This window comes from Cytobacillus sp. C11.1 (assembly GCF_058145115.1).
In genome coordinates this window covers 852,805-870,398 of the sequence record NZ_CM176935.1, presented here as the reverse complement: position 1 = coordinate 870,398, position 17,594 = coordinate 852,805, and the positions used below count along the sequence as shown (strand labels likewise).

General features: G+C 42.3%; 15 protein-coding genes and 2 rRNA genes. 15 read left to right on the top strand and 2 right to left on the bottom strand.

From position 1 onward, the window contains the following. Positions 1-99 precede the first annotated feature (99 nt). Positions 100-3,034, top strand: a 23S ribosomal RNA gene (locus AC3ZVC_RS04480). Between the two features lie 77 nt (positions 3,035-3,111). Continuing rightward, positions 3,112-3,228, top strand: a 5S ribosomal RNA gene (gene rrf, locus AC3ZVC_RS04475). 251 nt (positions 3,229-3,479) lie between these two features. On the opposite strand, the gene AC3ZVC_RS04470 is transcribed toward rrf, so the two are convergent. Further along, positions 3,480-3,683 (bottom strand): sigma factor G inhibitor Gin, encoded by a 204-nt coding sequence (locus AC3ZVC_RS04470; RefSeq protein ID WP_110067691.1) that lies wholly within the window; start codon positions 3,681-3,683, stop codon positions 3,480-3,482. Between the two features lie 267 nt (positions 3,684-3,950). Between AC3ZVC_RS04470 and AC3ZVC_RS04465 the strand changes: the two genes are divergently transcribed. From AC3ZVC_RS04465 to rsmI, 10 genes are all read left to right on the top strand, one after another. Next, positions 3,951-5,384 (top strand): aminotransferase class I/II-fold pyridoxal phosphate-dependent enzyme, encoded by a 1,434-nt coding sequence (locus AC3ZVC_RS04465; RefSeq protein WP_490066482.1) that lies wholly within the window; start codon positions 3,951-3,953, stop codon positions 5,382-5,384. 25 nt (positions 5,385-5,409) lie between these two features. Further along, positions 5,410-6,048 (top strand): dTMP kinase, encoded by a 639-nt coding sequence (tmk, locus tag AC3ZVC_RS04460; protein ID WP_490066478.1) that lies wholly within the window; start codon positions 5,410-5,412, stop codon positions 6,046-6,048. A gap of 231 nt (positions 6,049-6,279) precedes the next feature. Beyond that, positions 6,280-6,609 carry a cyclic di-AMP receptor DarA gene (gene darA / locus AC3ZVC_RS04455; RefSeq protein WP_009336682.1) on the top strand — a complete coding sequence of 110 codons (330 nt, stop codon included), beginning with the start codon at positions 6,280-6,282 and terminating at the stop codon, positions 6,607-6,609. 55 nt (positions 6,610-6,664) lie between these two features. Then, positions 6,665-7,105 carry a YaaR family protein gene (locus AC3ZVC_RS04450; protein ID WP_490066473.1) on the top strand — a complete coding sequence of 147 codons (441 nt, stop codon included), beginning with the start codon at positions 6,665-6,667 and terminating at the stop codon, positions 7,103-7,105. A gap of 13 nt (positions 7,106-7,118) precedes the next feature. Beyond that, positions 7,119-8,126, top strand: coding sequence for a DNA polymerase III subunit delta' (holB, locus tag AC3ZVC_RS04445; protein ID WP_490066467.1), 1,008 nt, complete (start codon positions 7,119-7,121; stop codon positions 8,124-8,126). Further along, positions 8,119-8,946, top strand: a complete 828-nt coding sequence (locus AC3ZVC_RS04440; protein WP_490066463.1) for a PSP1 domain-containing protein — start codon at positions 8,119-8,121, stop codon at positions 8,944-8,946. The genes holB and AC3ZVC_RS04440 overlap by 8 nt, the downstream gene beginning before the upstream one ends. Positions 8,947-8,958: 12 nt before the next feature. Then, entirely contained in the window at positions 8,959-9,333 is a 375-nt protein-coding gene (gene yabA, locus AC3ZVC_RS04435) for a DNA replication initiation control protein YabA (RefSeq protein WP_214728517.1), read from the top strand. A gap of 324 nt (positions 9,334-9,657) precedes the next feature. Next, complete coding sequence (locus AC3ZVC_RS04430) at positions 9,658-10,398, top strand: tRNA1(Val) (adenine(37)-N6)-methyltransferase (protein WP_490066457.1); 741 nt, start codon at positions 9,658-9,660, stop codon at positions 10,396-10,398. Further along, complete coding sequence (locus tag AC3ZVC_RS04425) at positions 10,388-10,651, top strand: GIY-YIG nuclease family protein (protein ID WP_490066453.1); 264 nt, start codon at positions 10,388-10,390, stop codon at positions 10,649-10,651. Before AC3ZVC_RS04430 ends, AC3ZVC_RS04425 begins: the two co-directional genes overlap by 11 nt. A 158-nt stretch (positions 10,652-10,809) precedes the next feature. After that, positions 10,810-11,685 (top strand): 16S rRNA (cytidine(1402)-2'-O)-methyltransferase, encoded by an 876-nt coding sequence (rsmI, locus tag AC3ZVC_RS04420; RefSeq protein ID WP_490066451.1) that lies wholly within the window; start codon positions 10,810-10,812, stop codon positions 11,683-11,685. 40 nt (positions 11,686-11,725) lie between these two features. Here rsmI and abrB read toward each other — a convergent pair whose 3' ends face one another. Continuing rightward, positions 11,726-12,010, bottom strand: a complete 285-nt coding sequence (abrB, locus tag AC3ZVC_RS04415; protein ID WP_026585206.1) for a transition state genes transcriptional regulator AbrB — start codon at positions 12,008-12,010, stop codon at positions 11,726-11,728. Between the two features lie 655 nt (positions 12,011-12,665). On the opposite strand from abrB, the gene metG reads away from it, so the two are divergent. The 3 genes from metG to AC3ZVC_RS04400 all read left to right on the top strand — a co-directional run bounded on the left by metG (position 12,666) and on the right by AC3ZVC_RS04400 (position 17,476). Continuing rightward, the gene (gene metG / locus AC3ZVC_RS04410) at positions 12,666-14,630 is read left to right on the top strand and encodes a methionine--tRNA ligase (protein ID WP_490066448.1); all 1,965 of its coding nucleotides are present in this window, start codon (positions 12,666-12,668) and stop codon (positions 14,628-14,630) included. A gap of 391 nt (positions 14,631-15,021) precedes the next feature. Next, positions 15,022-15,789: a TatD family hydrolase gene (locus AC3ZVC_RS04405; protein WP_490066445.1), complete on the top strand. Its 768-nt coding sequence runs from the start codon at positions 15,022-15,024 to the stop codon at positions 15,787-15,789. A 493-nt stretch (positions 15,790-16,282) separates the two neighbouring features. Further along, a complete protein-coding gene (locus AC3ZVC_RS04400) occupies positions 16,283-17,476 on the top strand; it encodes a ubiquitin-like domain-containing protein (RefSeq protein WP_490068825.1) in 1,194 nt (397 codons plus the stop codon). Positions 17,477-17,594 lie beyond the last annotated feature (118 nt).

Sequence of the window (17,594 nt, the reverse complement as noted above, 5' to 3'; positions counted from 1 at the left end):
AAGGAAGCGACCGAACGAGCACCGGAGCGTACGAGAGTACGTGAGGAGCACAGTGACGGAGCTGACGCAGAGATTCGCAGTCGATCAGCGGCCGAAGTAGGTTAAGTTAGAAAGGGCGCACGGTGAATGCCTTGGCACTAGGAGCCGATGAAGGACGGGACTAACTCCGATATGCTTCGGGGAGCTGTAAGTAAGCTTTGATCCGGAGATTTCCGAATGGGGAAACCCCCTATCCGTAATGGGATAGGATCTTTACCTGAATACATAGGGTATGGAAGGCAGACCCGGGGAACTGAAACATCTAAGTACCCGGAGGAAGAGAAAGCAAACGCGATTCCCTGAGTAGCGGCGAGCGAAACGGGATTAGCCCAAACCAAGAGGCTTGCCTCTTGGGGTTGTAGGACACTCTACACGGAGTTACAAAGGAACGAGGTAAATGAACAGGTCTGGAAAGGCCGGCCAGAGAAGGTAAAAGCCCTGTAGTTGAAACTTCGTTCCCTCCAGAGTGGATCCTGAGTACGGCGGGACACGAGAAATCCCGTCGGAAGCAGGGAGGACCATCTCCCAAGGCTAAATACTCCCTAGTGACCGATAGTGAACCAGTACCGTGAGGGAAAGGTGAAAAGCACCCCGGAAGGGGAGTGAAAGAGAACCTGAAACCGTGTGCCTACAAGTAGTTAGAGCCCGTTAATGGGTGATAGCGTGCCTTTTGTAGAATGAACCGGCGAGTTACGATTACATGCGAGGTTAAGTTGATAAGACGGAGCCGCAGCGAAAGCGAGTCTGAATAGGGCGAATGAGTATGTGGTCGTAGACCCGAAACCAGGTGATCTACCCATGTCCAGGGTGAAGTCCAGGTAACACTGGATGGAGGCCCGAACCCACGCACGTTGAAAAGTGCGGGGATGAGGTGTGGGTAGCGGAGAAATTCCAATCGAACTTGGAGATAGCTGGTTCTCTCCGAAATAGCTTTAGGGCTAGCCTCATGTAGTAAGAGTCTTGGAGGTAGAGCACTGTTTGGACTAGGGGCCCTCATCGGGTTACCGAATTCAGACAAACTCCGAATGCCAAAGACTTATCCATGGGAGTCAGACTGCGAGTGATAGATCCGTAGTCAAGAGGGAAACAGCCCAGACCACCAGCTAAGGTCCCAAAGTATACGTTAAGTGGAAAAGGATGTGGAGTTGCTTAGACAACCAGGATGTTGGCTTAGAAGCAGCCACCATTTAAAGAGTGCGTAATAGCTCACTGGTCGAGTGACTCCGCGCCGAAAATGTACCGGGGCTAAACGTATCACCGAAGCTGTGGATGGACACCATTAGGTGTCCGTGGTAGGAGAGCGTTCTAAGGGCGTTGAAGCTAGACCGCAAGGACTGGTGGAGCGCTTAGAAGTGAGAATGCCGGTATGAGTAGCGAAAGATGGGTGAGAATCCCATCCACCGAATGCCTAAGGTTTCCTGAGGAAGGCTCGTCCGCTCAGGGTTAGTCGGGACCTAAGCCGAGGCTGAAAAGCGTAGGCGATGGACAACAGGTTGATATTCCTGTACCACCTCTTTACCGTTTGAGCAATGGGGGGACGCAGGAGGATAGGGTAAGCGCGCTGTTGGATATGCGCGTCCAAGCAGTTAGGCCGGTAACGAGGCAAATCCCGTTACCATACAGGCTGAGCTGTGACGGCGAGGGAAATTTAGTACCGAAGTTCCTGATTCCACACTGCCAAGAAAAGCCTCTAGCGAGGGAAAAGGTGCCCGTACCGCAAACCGACACAGGTAGGCGAGGAGAGAATCCTAAGGTGAGCGAGAGAACTCTCGTTAAGGAACTCGGCAAAATGACCCCGTAACTTCGGGAGAAGGGGTGCTCATTAGGGTGAATAGCCCTGATGAGCCGCAGTGAATAGGCCCAGGCGACTGTTTAGCAAAAACACAGGTCTCTGCGAAGCCGCAAGGCGAAGTATAGGGGCTGACGCCTGCCCGGTGCTGGAAGGTTAAGAGGAGAGGTTAGCGCAAGCGAAGCTTTGAATCGAAGCCCCAGTAAACGGCGGCCGTAACTATAACGGTCCTAAGGTAGCGAAATTCCTTGTCGGGTAAGTTCCGACCCGCACGAAAGGCGTAACGATCTGGGCACTGTCTCAACGAGAGACTCGGTGAAATTATAGTACCTGTGAAGATGCAGGTTACCCGCGACAGGACGGAAAGACCCCGTGGAGCTTTACTGTAGCCTGATATTGAATTTTGGTACAGCTTGTACAGGATAGGTAGGAGCCGTAGAAACCGGAGCGCCAGCTTCGGTGGAGGCGTCGGTGGGATACTACCCTGGCTGTATTGAAATTCTAACCCGCGCCCCTTATCGGGGCGGGAGACAGTGTCAGGTGGGCAGTTTGACTGGGGCGGTCGCCTCCTAAAAAGTAACGGAGGCGCCCAAAGGTTCCCTCAGAATGGTTGGAAATCATTCGCAGAGTGTAAAGGCACAAGGGAGCTTGACTGCGAGACCTACAAGTCGAGCAGGGACGAAAGTCGGGCTTAGTGATCCGGTGGTTCCGCATGGAAGGGCCATCGCTCAACGGATAAAAGCTACCCCGGGGATAACAGGCTTATCTCCCCCAAGAGTCCACATCGACGGGGAGGTTTGGCACCTCGATGTCGGCTCATCGCATCCTGGGGCTGTAGTCGGTCCCAAGGGTTGGGCTGTTCGCCCATTAAAGCGGTACGCGAGCTGGGTTCAGAACGTCGTGAGACAGTTCGGTCCCTATCCGTCGTGGGCGCAGGAAATTTGAGAGGAGCTGTCCTTAGTACGAGAGGACCGGGATGGACGCACCGCTGGTGTACCAGTTGTCTTGCCAAAGGCATCGCTGGGTAGCTATGTGCGGAAGGGATAAGTGCTGAAAGCATCTAAGCATGAAGCCCCCCTCGAGATGAGATTTCCCATAGCGTCAAGCTAGTAAGATCCCTGAAAGATGATCAGGTTGATAGGTCAGAGGTGGAAGCGTGGCGACATGTGGAGCTGACTGATACTAATCGATCGAGGACTTAACCAAGTTATTGGTGATACTCGGCAACACTTCTTCATGCATTATCTAGTTTTGAAGGAATGAACTTTCTTCAAACCAAATAGTCTGGTGGCGATAGCGAGAAGGTCACACCCGTTCCCATACCGAACACGGAAGTTAAGCTTCTCAGCGCCGATGGTAGTTGGGGGCTGTCCCCCTGTGAGAGTAGGACGCTGCCGGGCAAATGAAAGAGCACCTGATGCGTGCTCTTTTTGTGTTTTTATTTATTTTCAGCTTATAAATATCGCTTATTTCTCTGAAGGAGACATTTTTTTGGCCACTCATCTTTGTTTTATTAAATACCGAATATTACTAAATGTTGATTGAAGTATCACAGTTAATTGGTCTCATTCAAGGTAATTATTCCTTCTTGCATCGACTGGCAGCATAAGCTCAGCAAAAATAAAAAGCCCCTGTCCCGAGGAGCTCCCTTTTAAGAAAATATTTCTGGCATTGTTATTTTTTTTAGTTTCTTTAAGTAATAATTATATTTTGGATTGCTTGTATCTGTAGTTATTAAATCTTTTTCACAATCTGTGCAGATAAAAGAAGTGTATAGATGTATTCCCCTAGTTTTAGCCTGCTCGCAAATGACACATTCTTCTCCTGCATGTTTTTTTGCTAATAGCGAACCCAATCACTCCACCTCCATACACTTATTCTGCCCAGTAATATTTATTGTATACAATTTTTCGAATATTCATTGGCGAGTTTTTTGAGGTTACTTGATTAATATTGTATGATGGAAATCCCATTTGGGTGTATGTCTATCATGGATTTCTTTATAAAATTGCTTATTTAATGAGGGGACTGGCTATATTGCAAGTGTGGCTCTTTATAGGACATACCCTATTTGTTAAAATAGGATAAGAATCTAAGGAAAGTGCAATAATTTGGTGATGAAATGAATCAGGAACGGACTCCATTATATGATCAGTTGAAAAAGCATTCCTCACAGCACCCTATATCTTTTCATGTCCCGGGACATAAGTATGGAGAACTTTTAAGCTATGGAGAATCAGAATTTTTTAAAGATATTTTAAAGCTGGATGCCACGGAACTCAGTGGCCTGGATGATTTGCATTCTCCCGAGGGAGTGATATTGGAGGCCCATAGGCTGCTTGCAAATTTGTACGGTGTCTCCACAAGTTATTTCTTGGTAAATGGGTCAACTGCAGGGAACCTCGCTATGATTATGGCGGCGGCTGAAGAGAATGATACCGTATTAGTACAGCGAAATTGCCATAAGTCGATCCTTAACGGCATCTCTTTGGTTAAGGCAGATCCGGTTTTTTTAGCGCCTGAATACAACCAGGATTGGGGCGTGGCTGGAGGTGTGCCGTTCGAGACGGTAAAAGAAGCAATCGGACGATACCCGCATGCCAAAGCGCTGATTTTAACGTACCCTAATTATTATGGAATGGTTTCCGACTTGGAGCAGATTATTACTCATGCTCATCACTATGGGATACCAGTTCTGGTGGATGAGGCGCATGGGGCGCATTTTATTGGAGCAAAGTGTTTCCCGGCTTCTGCTGTCCAACTCAAAGCGGATATTGTTATACAATCAGCCCATAAGACACTGCCTGCTATGACGATGGGGGCCTACCTGCATTTTAATAGCAAACTTATAAATGAAGAAAAATTAAGCAGCTATCTGGGGTTACTCCAATCAAGCAGCCCGTCATATCCAATTATGGCCTCGCTTGATATGGCCAGGGCATACTTAGCTTCTTTTTCAGATAAAGATGCAGATAACCTTTACGAAAAGATTGAAAACTTCAGGAATGCACTAAGCAAAATAAAGGGAATTAAAGTCCTCCCTTATAAAAATAATATCGGTGACCCTTTAAAAGTTACAATTCAATCCACTACTTCTCTAAGCGGATATGAACTTCAGCAGATTCTGGAGCAGCATGGTATCTATGCGGAAATGGCTGATCCATATAACGTCCTGCTCGTTTTTCCGCTGCTAAAATCAAACATGGACTACTCGGTTGAAAGGGTTATCAATTGTTTAGAGAAAGAGTTAAAAACTTATATAAACACAGAAGATCAAAAAAAGAAAATGATATTTTCAAAAGAGCCTGTTTCAGAGCTTGCTTTCAATCAAAAGAAACGAGAAGGCTATGCCATAAAAACAGTTCTGCTTGAGGACTCTGTCAGCAGGATATGCGCACAGCAGGTGACCCCTTATCCGCCCGGCATTCCACTTTTATTTCCGGGAGAACCAATACACAAGGAAGATATCCAAAATATAAGAATTCTTAAGGAAGCCGGTGCGCGCTTTCAAAATGAGGAAAATATTCAACAAGGCACCATTAAAATATATGAATGACTATTGAACAGGTGGAGGAAGTAATATGAATAAGGGAATGTTTATTACCGTTGAAGGTCCTGAAGGTGCCGGAAAAACAACCATCATTAGTTTACTGGCAAAGAGGCTTGGAGCGGAAGGCTATAAAGTCCTTCAAACGAGGGAGCCAGGCGGAATTGAAATTGCTGAACAAATCAGAGGTGTAATCCTGGATAAAAATAATACAAAGATGGACCCGAGAACCGAAGCTCTTTTATATGCAGCGGCTAGAAGGCAGCACCTGATTGAAAAGGTAAAGCCCGCATTAGAAAAAGGATATGTAATATTATGTGACAGGTTTATTGACAGCTCACTTGCTTATCAAGGGTATGCAAGGGGATTAGGCATAGAGGAGGTTTTCTCCATTAATAGCTTTGCAATTGAGGGAATGATGCCTAAGCTAACATTGTACTTTGATATTGAACCAGAGGCAGGGTTGGAGAGAATCAACCAGCATAAGGGGAGGGAAGTAAATCGTCTTGACCTGGAAAAATTAGATTTTCACCATAAAGTACGCGAGGGATATCTCAAATTAATGGACCTTTATCCTGACAGAATTTATAAGATTAATGCTTCCAGGCCGGTGGAGGATGTATATAAGCAGGCAGATGAAAAGCTAAAAGAAGTGCTAGAAGGGAAAATATAAGAAGGGCCTTAAAGATTTTAAATCTTTAAGGTTTTTTTGTAAAAGAAGGAAGTGCAGGAGCTTGTGGCTATCTGCTATATGCAATGCAGCAGCTTCAGGCAGAAATAAATAGCAGGCAATTTTTAAAAAAATAAATTCCACAGTCTTCCCTTAATTTCTGCTTGAGCATAAAATAATTGATATAATAAAGGTAAGAAACAACGGATAAAAAACTGTAAAGGGGATGGGTCTATGAAATTAATCCTGGCAGTAATACAGGATCAGGACAGCAATAAACTTATGAATGCCTTGGTGGATAATAATTTTCGAGCAACAAAATTGGCCAGTACAGGCGGGTTTTTGAAATCCGGAAATACAACTTTCATGATCGGCACAGAGGATATTCGGGTAGAACGGGCTCTGCAGATTATTAAAGAAAACTGCCGGGCAAGAGACCAGCTTGTTGCACCTGTTTCACCAATGGGCGGAAACGCTGATTCCTATGTGCCCTATCCAGTAGAGGTAGAAGTGGGCGGTGCAACAGTTTTTGTATTGCCAGTTGAGCAATTCCACCACTTTTAATAAACCATTATTGTTTTTACAGGGTCCAATGCTACCTTTTTCGGAGGATTAATGTATGAAAATCAACCAGGATCTTCGGCTCAAAATGGAAAATATCCGCCAGGACCAAAAGCAGGCAGCGGGGAATGGCACCAAGTTTTATGAACTGGTTCAGAAGCAGGACCAGAAGATGCAGGCTTCACAGCTCCAGGGATTATTAAAAGAGATTGATGCCGCCGGTGAACGCCTTGCTCGGTCCCGGACTTTTAAGGACTTGGCCAAGTTTAAAACATTGGTTAAAAAGTTTGTGAAGGAAGCCGTTGACTTTGGCATGGAGCTAAAGCAATCACATAGCTGGAATCAATTTGGACAAGGCAGGTCGCTAAAGGTTGTCGAAACCGTTGATGAAAAGCTTTCTGAGCTGACAGATGAACTAATGAAAAAGGAAGAATCTTCGATTGATATACTTGGAAAAGTCGGAGAAATTAAAGGTCTTTTAATAAATTTATATACGTAAGTGAGTGATTGTTGTGGGAAAAACGTGGGAACAGCTGGAGGCCATACAGCCAGTAGTATTGAAAATGTTTAAAAATAGCATAGTGAAGGATCGGCTGGCCCACGCCTACTTGTTTGAGGGAATGAAAGGGACAGGGAAGCGGGAAGCGAGCACACTTTTGGCAAAAAGCCAATTCTGCAAGGCTCCCGTTGAAGGGTATGTTCCATGTGAAACATGTTCAAACTGTAAAAGGATTAATAGCGGTAATCACCCCGATGTTCATATTGTAGAGCCGGACGGACTTTCTATTAAAAAGAATCAGATTCAGAGCCTTCAGGAAGAGTTTTCAAAAACAGGTGTAGAATCAAAAAGAAAACTTTATGTGATTGTACATGCAGACAGGATGACTGTAAATGCTGCCAATAGTCTGCTGAAATTTCTGGAGGAACCTCATGCGCAAACGACTGCCATTTTAATTACTGAACAGTCCCAGCAAATGCTTCCTACTATTCTATCCCGCTGCCAGACGATTTCTTTTAAACCTTTATCCCCAGCTGAAATGATCGAACAGTTAAAGAATAATGGAGTAGATCCTAGCCGGGCACCATTACTTGCACAAATTACCAATAATTTGGATGAGGCTTTGGAATATAGTTCTGATGATTGGTTTGTACAAGCACAAAAAATAGTGTTAAAATTATATGAAGTGGTTAAGAAAAATCCGCTTGAGGCAATGGTTGCCCTTCAGGAGGATTGGTTCTTGCACTTTAAAGAGAAAGAGCAGATTGATCGCGGCTTAGATTTATTACTTCTTATTTTTAAAGATTTATTATATATACAGCTTGGGAAACAAGACCAGGTTGTCCATCTCAACGAAAAGAATCGTTTAGAGCAGTTTGCACTGCAATATTCTACGAAGCGATTAACAGAACAGATGACGGCTGTTTTGGAAGCGAAAAGAAAATTGCAGGCAAATATGAATCCGCAGCTGTTGATGGAACAGCTTGTGTTAAAATTGCAGGAGGGATCTTCCTTTGTATGATGTAGTAGGAGTGCGCTTTAAAAAAGCGGGCAAGATATATTATTTTGATCCCGGAGATCTCTCAATACAAAAGGATGACTTTGTCATTGTCGAAACCGTTAGAGGCGTAGAGTACGGAAAAGTAGTTATAGCCCCGAAACAGGTTGATGAACATGATGTAGTCCTGCCATTAAAAAAGGTCCTTCGTATTGCAGATCAAAAGGATCGCATGATTGTTGATGAGAACAAGCAGGCCGCTAAAGAAGCATATGAGGTTTGCTGTGAGAAGGTCAATACACATCAGCTTGATATGAAGCTTGTGGATGTTGAATATACATTTGATCGAAACAAAGTCATATTTTATTTTACGGCTGATGGGCGGGTTGACTTTCGTGAACTCGTAAAAGACCTTGCAGCCATATTCAGGACAAGAATTGAACTTCGCCAGATTGGTGTAAGGGATGAAGCAAAAATGCTGGGCGGCATTGGCCCGTGTGGAAGGATGCTTTGCTGTTCCACATTCCTTGGCGATTTTGATCCGGTATCCATAAAAATGGCAAAGGACCAGAATCTTTCGTTAAACCCTACGAAAATTTCAGGTTTATGCGGGCGCTTAATGTGCTGCCTGAAATATGAGAATGACGAATACGAAGCAGCTAAGGAACAGCTTCCGGACCTTGGGGAATGGATTCAGACTCCTGATGGACCTGGAAAAGTCGTAGGCTTAAATATATTGGAGCGTGTTCTTCAAGTGGATGTTAAAGAACAAGAGCGCGTACTCGAATATACACTCGATGAAATTTTAAAACAAGGTGCTGTATCAGTTCAGTCCACAGATTAAGAGGTGGAAGGCGTGGATAAAAAAGAAATCTTTGACTCAGTAAGTAACATGGAAACCCAAATTGGAGAGTTATATCAGCAGCTTGGTGAGTTAAAGCAGCATTTGGCAGAAATACTTGAAGAGAATAACTCTTTAAAGCTGGAAAATGAACATTTAAGACGCCATTTAGACATATCTACGGAAAAGGAAAGCACATCGGTTAAAAAGAAAAAAGCAGTGCAGCCTGCCGGAGATACGGATGATGATAAGGTGATCGATATCGGAGAAGGCTATGATAATCTTGCCCGCCTCTATCAGGAAGGTTTTCACATTTGTAATCTCCATTTTGGCAGCCCTAGAAAAGAGGGCGACTGCCTGTTTTGCTTGTCTTTCCTTAATAAAAAGTAAACTTTTAGCCTTCCTGATTAAAGGAAGGCTATTTTTTCCATATGAAAGAGGCTTAATCAGTCTTCTTCAAAAAGGTAATGTTAATCGAAAGTGCTGATATTGGCTCTCTGTTGATTAGAGCGGAAGGCGCAAGACCGCGAAAAAGCATTCGCATTTTCTTCGTCCGATGCCTGTTCAAGAATGCTGGCCAAGGCGCAGATCGCCGAAGAGGGCCCGGACCGCCCGCTGTTCGCTGAGCGCCTGGAGCGGAAATCAACAGAAAAGTTTATTTACCAAAGCTTTCAGAAAGAATACATTTAGGAAACAGAGCATGGAGGATCAAGTATGGACTTTTTAAAAGAAGGTGAACGGCTGGACTATTTGCTGGCAGAGGATATGCGTATTATTCAAAGCCCGGCTGTATTTTCTTTCTCGCTGGATGCTGTATTGCTGGCCCGGTTTGTATATGTGCCTATTCAAAAAGGCAATCTTATTGATTTATGCAGCGGAAATGGGGTGATTCCGCTCTTTTTAAGCGTAAGAACAAAGGGAACAATTACAGGGGTGGAGATTCAGGAGCGATTATTTGATATGGCAGTAAGGAGCATTGAATACAACAATCTTAAGGATCGTATTCAAATGATCCATGGAGATATTAAAGAAATGCCCAATGTGCTGGGGTATGGGAAATTTGATGTTGTGACCTGCAATCCTCCGTATTTTCCTACACTATCCCGTGATGAAATCAATGAAAATGAACATTTAGCAATTGCCCGCCATGAAATTCTATGTACTCTGGAGGATGCCATTAAAGCATCAAGCCAGCTGGCGAGACAGGGTGGCAAGGTTGCATTTGTTCATCGGCCGGGCAGATTCCTGGATATCGTCACCTTAATGCGGAAATATAAGCTTGAACCGAAAAAAGTGCAATTTGTGTATCCAAAGGCAGGGAAGGAAGCGAATACCCTGCTGATTGAAGCTGTTAAAAACGGAAGCCCGGATTTAAAAATCCTGCCGCCGTTATTTGTATATAATGATGAAAATGAATACACACCTGAAATTAGAGAGATTTTATATGGAGAATAGCCACTATTTTTATGTTCTTCATTGCAGGGATGGCAGTTTATATGCAGGCTACACCAATGATCTTGAAAAAAGAATAAAAGTTCATAACGAGGGTAAAGGGGCCAAGTATACAAGAGGCAGAGGGCCGGTTAAACTGATATTCTCCAAATCATTTTCGGATAAGAGTGAAGCTATGAGGGCTGAATATGAATTTAAACAATGGCCAAGGAAAAAGAAGGATGAGTTCTTAAAACAACATAATATTTCATTATAAAAATTTTAGAACGGTCTAGCTCCGAGCGCCATCGGCTCGAAGTCTCAAGCATGTCTAGTTAACCGCTAGGGACTGGAGACATAAGGAAATCCCTATTAGAAGGTAAAAATACCTTCGGTGGCGCTCAGCGCTTTTCGCGAAGGAAACGGGTGGTACATATGTGGCAGCAAAAAAGCTTTGAAAATGAAGAGACAAAAGGAATCCTTTATTTAGTTCCAACTCCGATTGGAAACCTTGAAGATATGAGTTTTAGGGCCGTAAGGATTTTAAAAGAGGCTGATTTTATTGCAGCGGAGGATACACGCAATACAAAGAAGCTTTGCAATCATTTTGAGATTGTGACGCCAATTATTAGCTATCATGAACATAATAAGGAAGCAAGCGGGCACAAGCTTCTGGAGAAAGTCGCCAATGGAGCGAAAGTTGCCCTTGTCAGTGATGCAGGGATGCCGGCTATTTCAGATCCAGGTTATGACCTTGTAACAGCCGCTGTTGAAGAAAAACTGACTGTAGTGCCGCTTCCTGGTGCGAATGCTGCATTAACCGGTTTGATCGCTTCTGGAATTAATACACAGCCCTTTTATTTTTATGGCTTCTTAAACAGGCAGAAGAAAATAAAAAAACAGGAGCTGGAAAAGCTGGCGAAGCTATCCGCGACAACAATTTTATATGAAGCTCCACATCGCCTTAAGGAGACCCTTTCATTGATTGAAGATTTGATGGGTAACCGGAACATCTCCTTGTGCCGGGAACTAACGAAAAGATATGAAGAATTTATTAGGGGAACAGTCTCCGAAGCAATCGAATGGGCCGCCAGTGGAGAAGTAAGAGGAGAATTTTGCATCATTATTGAAGGGGCTTCTGAGGATATGAAGGTAGAAGAACCAGTATGGTGGGAAAATGTTTCAATAGAGGATCATGTAAAGCATTATATAGAAGAAAGTGGATTGGCCAGTAAAGAAGCCATTAAACAAACAGCAAAGGACAGGGGATTAAACAAACGGGATGTATATCATGCCTACCATGTCGAGTAATAAAAAAGCTTCTCACAGTTGTGAGAAGCTTTTCTCTTTATTATTTTACTAATTCAAATGTACTTTGAATTTCTTTTAATAACTGTTCAGCACCGTCACGGCTAAGAATTAATTTTCCGTTAGCCAAAGAGATATTTTCGTCAGAAACTTCCCCGGTAACCTGGCATGTCATGTTTGGCTTGTACTTCTTAAGGATGATTCTTTCGTCATCTACATAGATTTCTAAAGCATCCTTTTCTGCAATTCCCAATGTACGTCTTAATTCAATAGGGATAACAACGCGGCCAAGCTCATCAACTTTACGAACAATACCTGTGGATTTCATAATAAATTTCTCCTCTCAAATCTCCAAATAATATTTTTCTCTATCTATGTTGTTTCGTCATTATTCGACAAAATCTTTATTAATTACATAATACCAGCCATTCCCAAATACGTCAATTACTTTATGTTTAATTCAAATAGAAAATTTTAGGATATGCATTGAAGTATTGATATAATAAGGTTTTGGTGCTGAAATGTAATAAAAGGAGAGTGGAGAATCGAAGTTTTTGCTATATACCTTAAAATGACTTGATTCGACATTTCGACAAAATTCTACAAAAGTCTTTATTGCCGATATAATAATATTCGAAGGCCCATTTCCTTTTATAGGGATAAAGAAGAAGTTTATTTTAATTTTTTATTAAGGATTAACATTTTAGAAAAAAGATTCAGTAGTTCACATCTGCCTATTGGTTGCACAATTTCAAGTTTTTAGGTATATTTTGATGGTATAAGAGGTTATGATGACGAATATAACATCTTGAAAAACACAGTTATAGCAGGCTCAATAACGGCACGAATTTCTGATTTTACTTCCGTCCAAATTGGGCGGGATTTTTTAATAGTTGATGAGATTTTATTAAAAAGAGTCCATAATAAGCTTAGATGCATATATATATGCACCGATGCTTTCTTAAAATTAGGGAGGGAATCTTGTGGAGGAAAAATTAAAGACTTTTTATCTAACCACTCCAATTTATTATCCTAGCGGAAATTTACATATAGGGCATGCCTATACAACTGTAGCTGGTGATGCAATGGCACGTTATAAGCGTATGCGCGGCTATGATGTTATGTACTTAACTGGAACAGATGAACATGGACAAAAGATTCAGGAGAAAGCGGAAGAAAAAGGTGTTACTCCTCAGCAGTATGTAGATGAAATCGTAGAAGGGATCCAGGAATTATGGAAGAAGCTCGATATTTCCTACGATGATTTTATTCGTACAACTCAAGACAGGCATAAACAGATTGTAGAAAAAATATTTGCCCAGCTTGTTGAACAGGGAGATATTTATCTTGGAGAATACGAAGGCTGGTACTGTACTCCTTGTGAGTCTTACTACACGGAGCGCCAGCTGTCAGATGGCAACTGCCCTGACTGTGGACGTCCGGTTCATAAAGTAAAAGAAGAGTCCTATTTTTTCAAGGTCAGCAAGTATGCTGACAGGCTTCTGCAGTATTATGAAGAAAACCCATCCTTCATTCAGCCGGAATCCCGCAAGAATGAAATGATTAATAACTTTATTAAGCCTGGACTCGAGGATTTGGCTGTTTCCCGTACAACGTTTGATTGGGGTGTGAAAGTTCCAAATAATCCTAAGCATGTTGTTTATGTGTGGATTGATGCTTTGTCCAATTATATTACAGCTCTTGGCTACGGTACCGATGATGATTCAAAGTACTTGAACTACTGGCCGGCAGATGTTCATTTAGTAGGAAAAGAAATCGTACGATTCCATACTATTTATTGGCCAATTATGCTTATGGCTTTGGATCTCCCGCTGCCTAAAAAAGTGTTTGCGCATGGCTGGTTATTAATGAAAGACGGCAAAATGTCCAAATCTAAAGGGAATGTAGTGGACCCAGTCACGTTAATTGACCGCTATGGACTGGATGCACTCCGCTACTACTTACTTCGCGAAGTGCCATTTGGGGCAGATGGAGTGTTCACGCCTGAAGGCTTTGTGGAAAGAATCAATTTTGACCTTGCAAACGATTTAGGAAATCTTTTAAACAGAACGATTGCCATGGTTAATAAATATTTTGACGGTGTTATTCCAGCTTATAAAGGCTCCGACGGCGAGTTTGACCAGCAGCTGCTTCAAATGAACCGTGAGACTGTTTCTAAGTATGAGGAAGCAATGGAAAAAATGGAGTTTTCTGTTGCCCTTTCAGCCGTTTGGCAGCTTGTTAGCAGGACGAATAAATATATAGATGAAACGCAGCCTTGGGCGCTTGCCAAGGAAGAAGAAAAGAGAGAAGAGCTTGCAAGTGTAATGGTACATTTAGCAGAGTCTCTCCGCAGAATTGCTGTGCTTCTTCAACCTTTCTTGACCCGTACACCGAAAGAAATTTTCACGCAATTAAATGTAAATGAAGTAGCCTTAACATCTTGGGAAAGCCTTGAAACTTTCGGACAGATCCCGGAAGTCACAAAGGTCTCAAAGGGAGAACCGATCTTCCCTCGCCTTGATATTAATGAAGAAGTGGAATTCATTAAAACAAAAATGCAGGGTTCAGCTCCTAAAGAAGAAGCCAAGCCTGAAGCAAAAGCAGAAGAAAAACCGGAAAGCGCAGAAATCACCATTGATGATTTCATGAAGGTCGATTTAAGAGTGGCGCAGGTTATCGAGGCTGAACCAGTGAAAAAGGCTGATAAGCTACTAAAACTGCAGCTGGACCTTGGCTATGAAAAGCGCCAGGTTGTTTCTGGCATTGCAAAATTTTATAAGCCGGAAGAATTGGTTGGCAGAAAAGTAATTTGTGTAACCAATTTGAAACCTGTTAAACTTCGCGGCGAGCTTTCAGAGGGGATGATTTTAGCAGGAGGGAAAGACGGCGAACTTTCCCTTGCTACAATTGCAGAATCTCTTCCATTAGGAGCAAGGGTTAAATAAAAATTATTCATTTACATGATAAATATTAAAAACATAGAAGTGTTAAGCGTTCAACGTAAGCATTTCTATGTTTTTCTTTTTAAGTAAGGCTGTTTTCGTTACACCAATGAGTTAATTGCGAAACTGCTACGGAAGTAGCTTACAAAGGGGCTCCACAGGAGCAGAGAGTCGAGGAGCGTCGGCAGCCCTGTGGAAAGCGAGTGCCTGCAGCGGAAATCAACGGGCATAGATTATAAGATAAAGACCCTTTAGGGATATTATTTTATAAAAGTAAAATAGGATGGTATTTAACGAAAAGATTCCTAAAAAAGGCCTAAAACCATATTCGGAATGTTACATGAGCGAAAGAATTGTAATAGAAAAATAATATAAGCAAAAAGGAGTTTTTTTCATGTTTTTCGACACACACGCGCACTTAAATGCAGAACAATATAACGAGGATTTAAAAGAGGTTATGGACAGGGCTTTAAGTGAAGGAGTCTCCAATATTGTAGTTGTAGGATTTGACCGCCCAACAATCGAAAAAGCCATGGAACTATCAAATGAATATGATTTTATTTACGCAAGCATTGGCTGGCACCCCGTCGATGCGATTGATATGACGGATGAAGACCTTCAATGGATTGAAGTACTTTCTCAGCATCCAAAGGTAGTAGCCCTTGGAGAAATGGGCTTGGATTATTATTGGGACAAGTCTCCAAAGGATGTGCAAAAAGAGGTTTTCAGAAAGCAAATCCAGCTTGCGAAAAAGGTAAAGCTTCCGATCGTCATCCATAACCGTGATGCAACTGCGGATATAGTAGAAATACTGAAAGAAGAAGGAGCCGGAGAAGTAGGGGGAATCATGCATTGTTTCAGCGGCAGTCCTGAAACTGCAAAAGAATGCGTAGATATGAACTTTTATATTTCTTTGGGAGGGCCAGTAACTTTTAAAAATGCAAAGAAGCCTAAGGAAGTCGCGGATGCTATTCCATTGGATAAACTTTTGATTGAAACTGATTGCCCATATCTGACTCCCCACCCATACAGAGGAAAAAGAAATGAACCTAGCTATGTAAAACTAGTTGCCGAGCAGATAGCAGAAATAAAAGGGATATCTGTAGAAGAAGTCGCAAGCGCGACAACCGAAAATGCAAAAAAATTATTCGGCATAAACTGATAACCCTTTTTGTCGAATGCTGTAGGAGCTTGTCCAAATTTTTTCTGTTTCTAAAAAGTTCTACATGCCTCCTTCGTCTCATAGGATAACCATGTCGATAAGTCTCTCTTTCCTTTCTCTTGATTTTTTTGCATAATAGGAAATACGTTTACGAGGACGCTTGCCATTTACTAGAAAAAATAGAGCAGAATCGCGATCTGCCTTTATATATTCCAGTAAAAGAAAAGAAGGATTTTTCAATGCAGTGTTGAAAAGTATAAAACCAAGGCAAGCTGAATTTGCAACGGGATATTTACAGGAAAGGGATGCATAGTGGGGAACTGTCTTTCATACATAAAGATAGTGTGCAGTTCTTTATAGGCAAGCAAATAGTTTCCTGACATCTGCCATTCTCTATATGCTGAAGGGGAAACGAAAGAGTTGACAGCCGGCAAGATACTCTATATAATCACTCCGAAGAGAAAAGGAGGCGTTTTTCATCGTGATTGAAAACATGAAAAACCTGTTATCCAAGTCTTTGAGTAAAAAGAAATTGGCCATTTTTACTGCTAGTTTAATAGTTTTTGCAGCTGCTTTCGGTTTCGTTCTATATGAAACGTCTAAGAAAACAGTGGCATTGACGCTGGATGGTCAAGAGAAAGTCATCAAAACGCATGCAACAACGATTCAAGATATATTCGATGATCTAAATATTTCATTGCGCTCAGAGGATTATGTGTTTCCCTCGGTAAACACACAGGTTAAGGACAATCTGGAAATTGTTTATGAACCGGCTAAACAGGTGCAAGTTGTAACAGATAACGAGAAGAAAACGATTTGGACCGCAGCAAAGACGGTTGAGGAAGTTTTAACAGAGCAGAATATTGCTTTGAATGAACACGATAAGATTCAGCCGAAGCCAGAAGAAAAAGTTAAAAGCAACATGGAAATACAAATTGAGAAAGCATTTTCTTTAACGCTGAATAATGGCGGAAAAGAAAAGCAGGTTTGGTCAACTTCGACTACGGTCGCTGACTTTTTATCACAGCAGGGAATCAAAGTAAATGAATTAGACCGTGTTGAACCAAAGTTGGAAGAGACAGTCAAAGCCAATGACACTATAAAAGTCATTCGAGTTGAAAAAGTCACCGATGTAGTGGAAGAACCAATTAATTTCGCAGTTGTTACGAAAAAAGACAAAAATTTGGCTAAAGGCACTGAAAAGGTTGTGAATGCCGGAAAAGCGGGCCTTCTGACAAAACAGTTTGAAGTCGTTCTGGAAAATGGCAAAGAAATTTCCAGAAAACTGATCAGTGAAAAGAAAGTTAAAGAAAAGCAGGATAAAGTCGTTGCTGTTGGAACAAAGGTAGCTGCGGCAACACAGGTAGTGTCCCGTGGAACCAGCAGTAAGGAAGGCGGAAAAGAAATTTACGTATCCTCTACCGCATATACTGCCCATTGCAGCGGCTGCTCGGGCAAGACGGCAACTGGTTTGGATCTGCGTGCAAATCCGGGTGCAAAGGTAATAGCTGTTGATCCAAGTGTAATTCCGCTTGGAACGAAAGTTTATGTTGAAGGCTATGGCTATGCAGTTGCTGCTGATACAGGCGGAGCTATCCGAGGGAATAAAATTGATGTTTTCTTCGCCACTAAAGCAGAAGCTTATAAATGGGGAAGAAGAACAGTAAAGATTAAGATTTTGAATTAATTTTAGCTTTAATATTTATTTTTCTTTTAATGCAGGGGCTATTCCCCTGCATTTTTTATTGCTTAGCTGAGAAGGTTAGAAATAACATTTTTTCTTTTGCCGGCACTTTCAGATATAA

What these genes read in the sequence shown, in the direction of transcription:
- AC3ZVC_RS04465 (WP_490066482.1), top strand. Translation starts at nt 3,951, where the DNA reads ATGAATCAGGAACGGACTCCATTATATGATCAGTTGAAAAAGCATTCC.
- tmk (WP_490066478.1), top strand. Translation starts at nt 5,410, where the DNA reads ATGAATAAGGGAATGTTTATTACCGTTGAAGGTCCTGAAGGTGCCGGA.
- darA (WP_009336682.1), top strand. Translation starts at nt 6,280, where the DNA reads ATGAAATTAATCCTGGCAGTAATACAGGATCAGGACAGCAATAAACTT.
- AC3ZVC_RS04450 (WP_490066473.1), top strand. Translation starts at nt 6,665, where the DNA reads ATGAAAATCAACCAGGATCTTCGGCTCAAAATGGAAAATATCCGCCAG.
- AC3ZVC_RS04430 (WP_490066457.1), top strand. Translation starts at nt 9,658, where the DNA reads ATGGACTTTTTAAAAGAAGGTGAACGGCTGGACTATTTGCTGGCAGAG.
- AC3ZVC_RS04425 (WP_490066453.1), top strand. Translation starts at nt 10,388, where the DNA reads ATGGAGAATAGCCACTATTTTTATGTTCTTCATTGCAGGGATGGCAGT.
- rsmI (WP_490066451.1), top strand. Translation starts at nt 10,810, where the DNA reads ATGTGGCAGCAAAAAAGCTTTGAAAATGAAGAGACAAAAGGAATCCTT.
- abrB (WP_026585206.1), bottom strand. Translation starts at nt 12,010, where the DNA reads ATGAAATCCACAGGTATTGTTCGTAAAGTTGATGAGCTTGGCCGCGTT.
- AC3ZVC_RS04405 (WP_490066445.1), top strand. Translation starts at nt 15,022, where the DNA reads ATGTTTTTCGACACACACGCGCACTTAAATGCAGAACAATATAACGAG.
- AC3ZVC_RS04400 (WP_490068825.1), top strand. Translation starts at nt 16,283, where the DNA reads ATGAAAAACCTGTTATCCAAGTCTTTGAGTAAAAAGAAATTGGCCATT.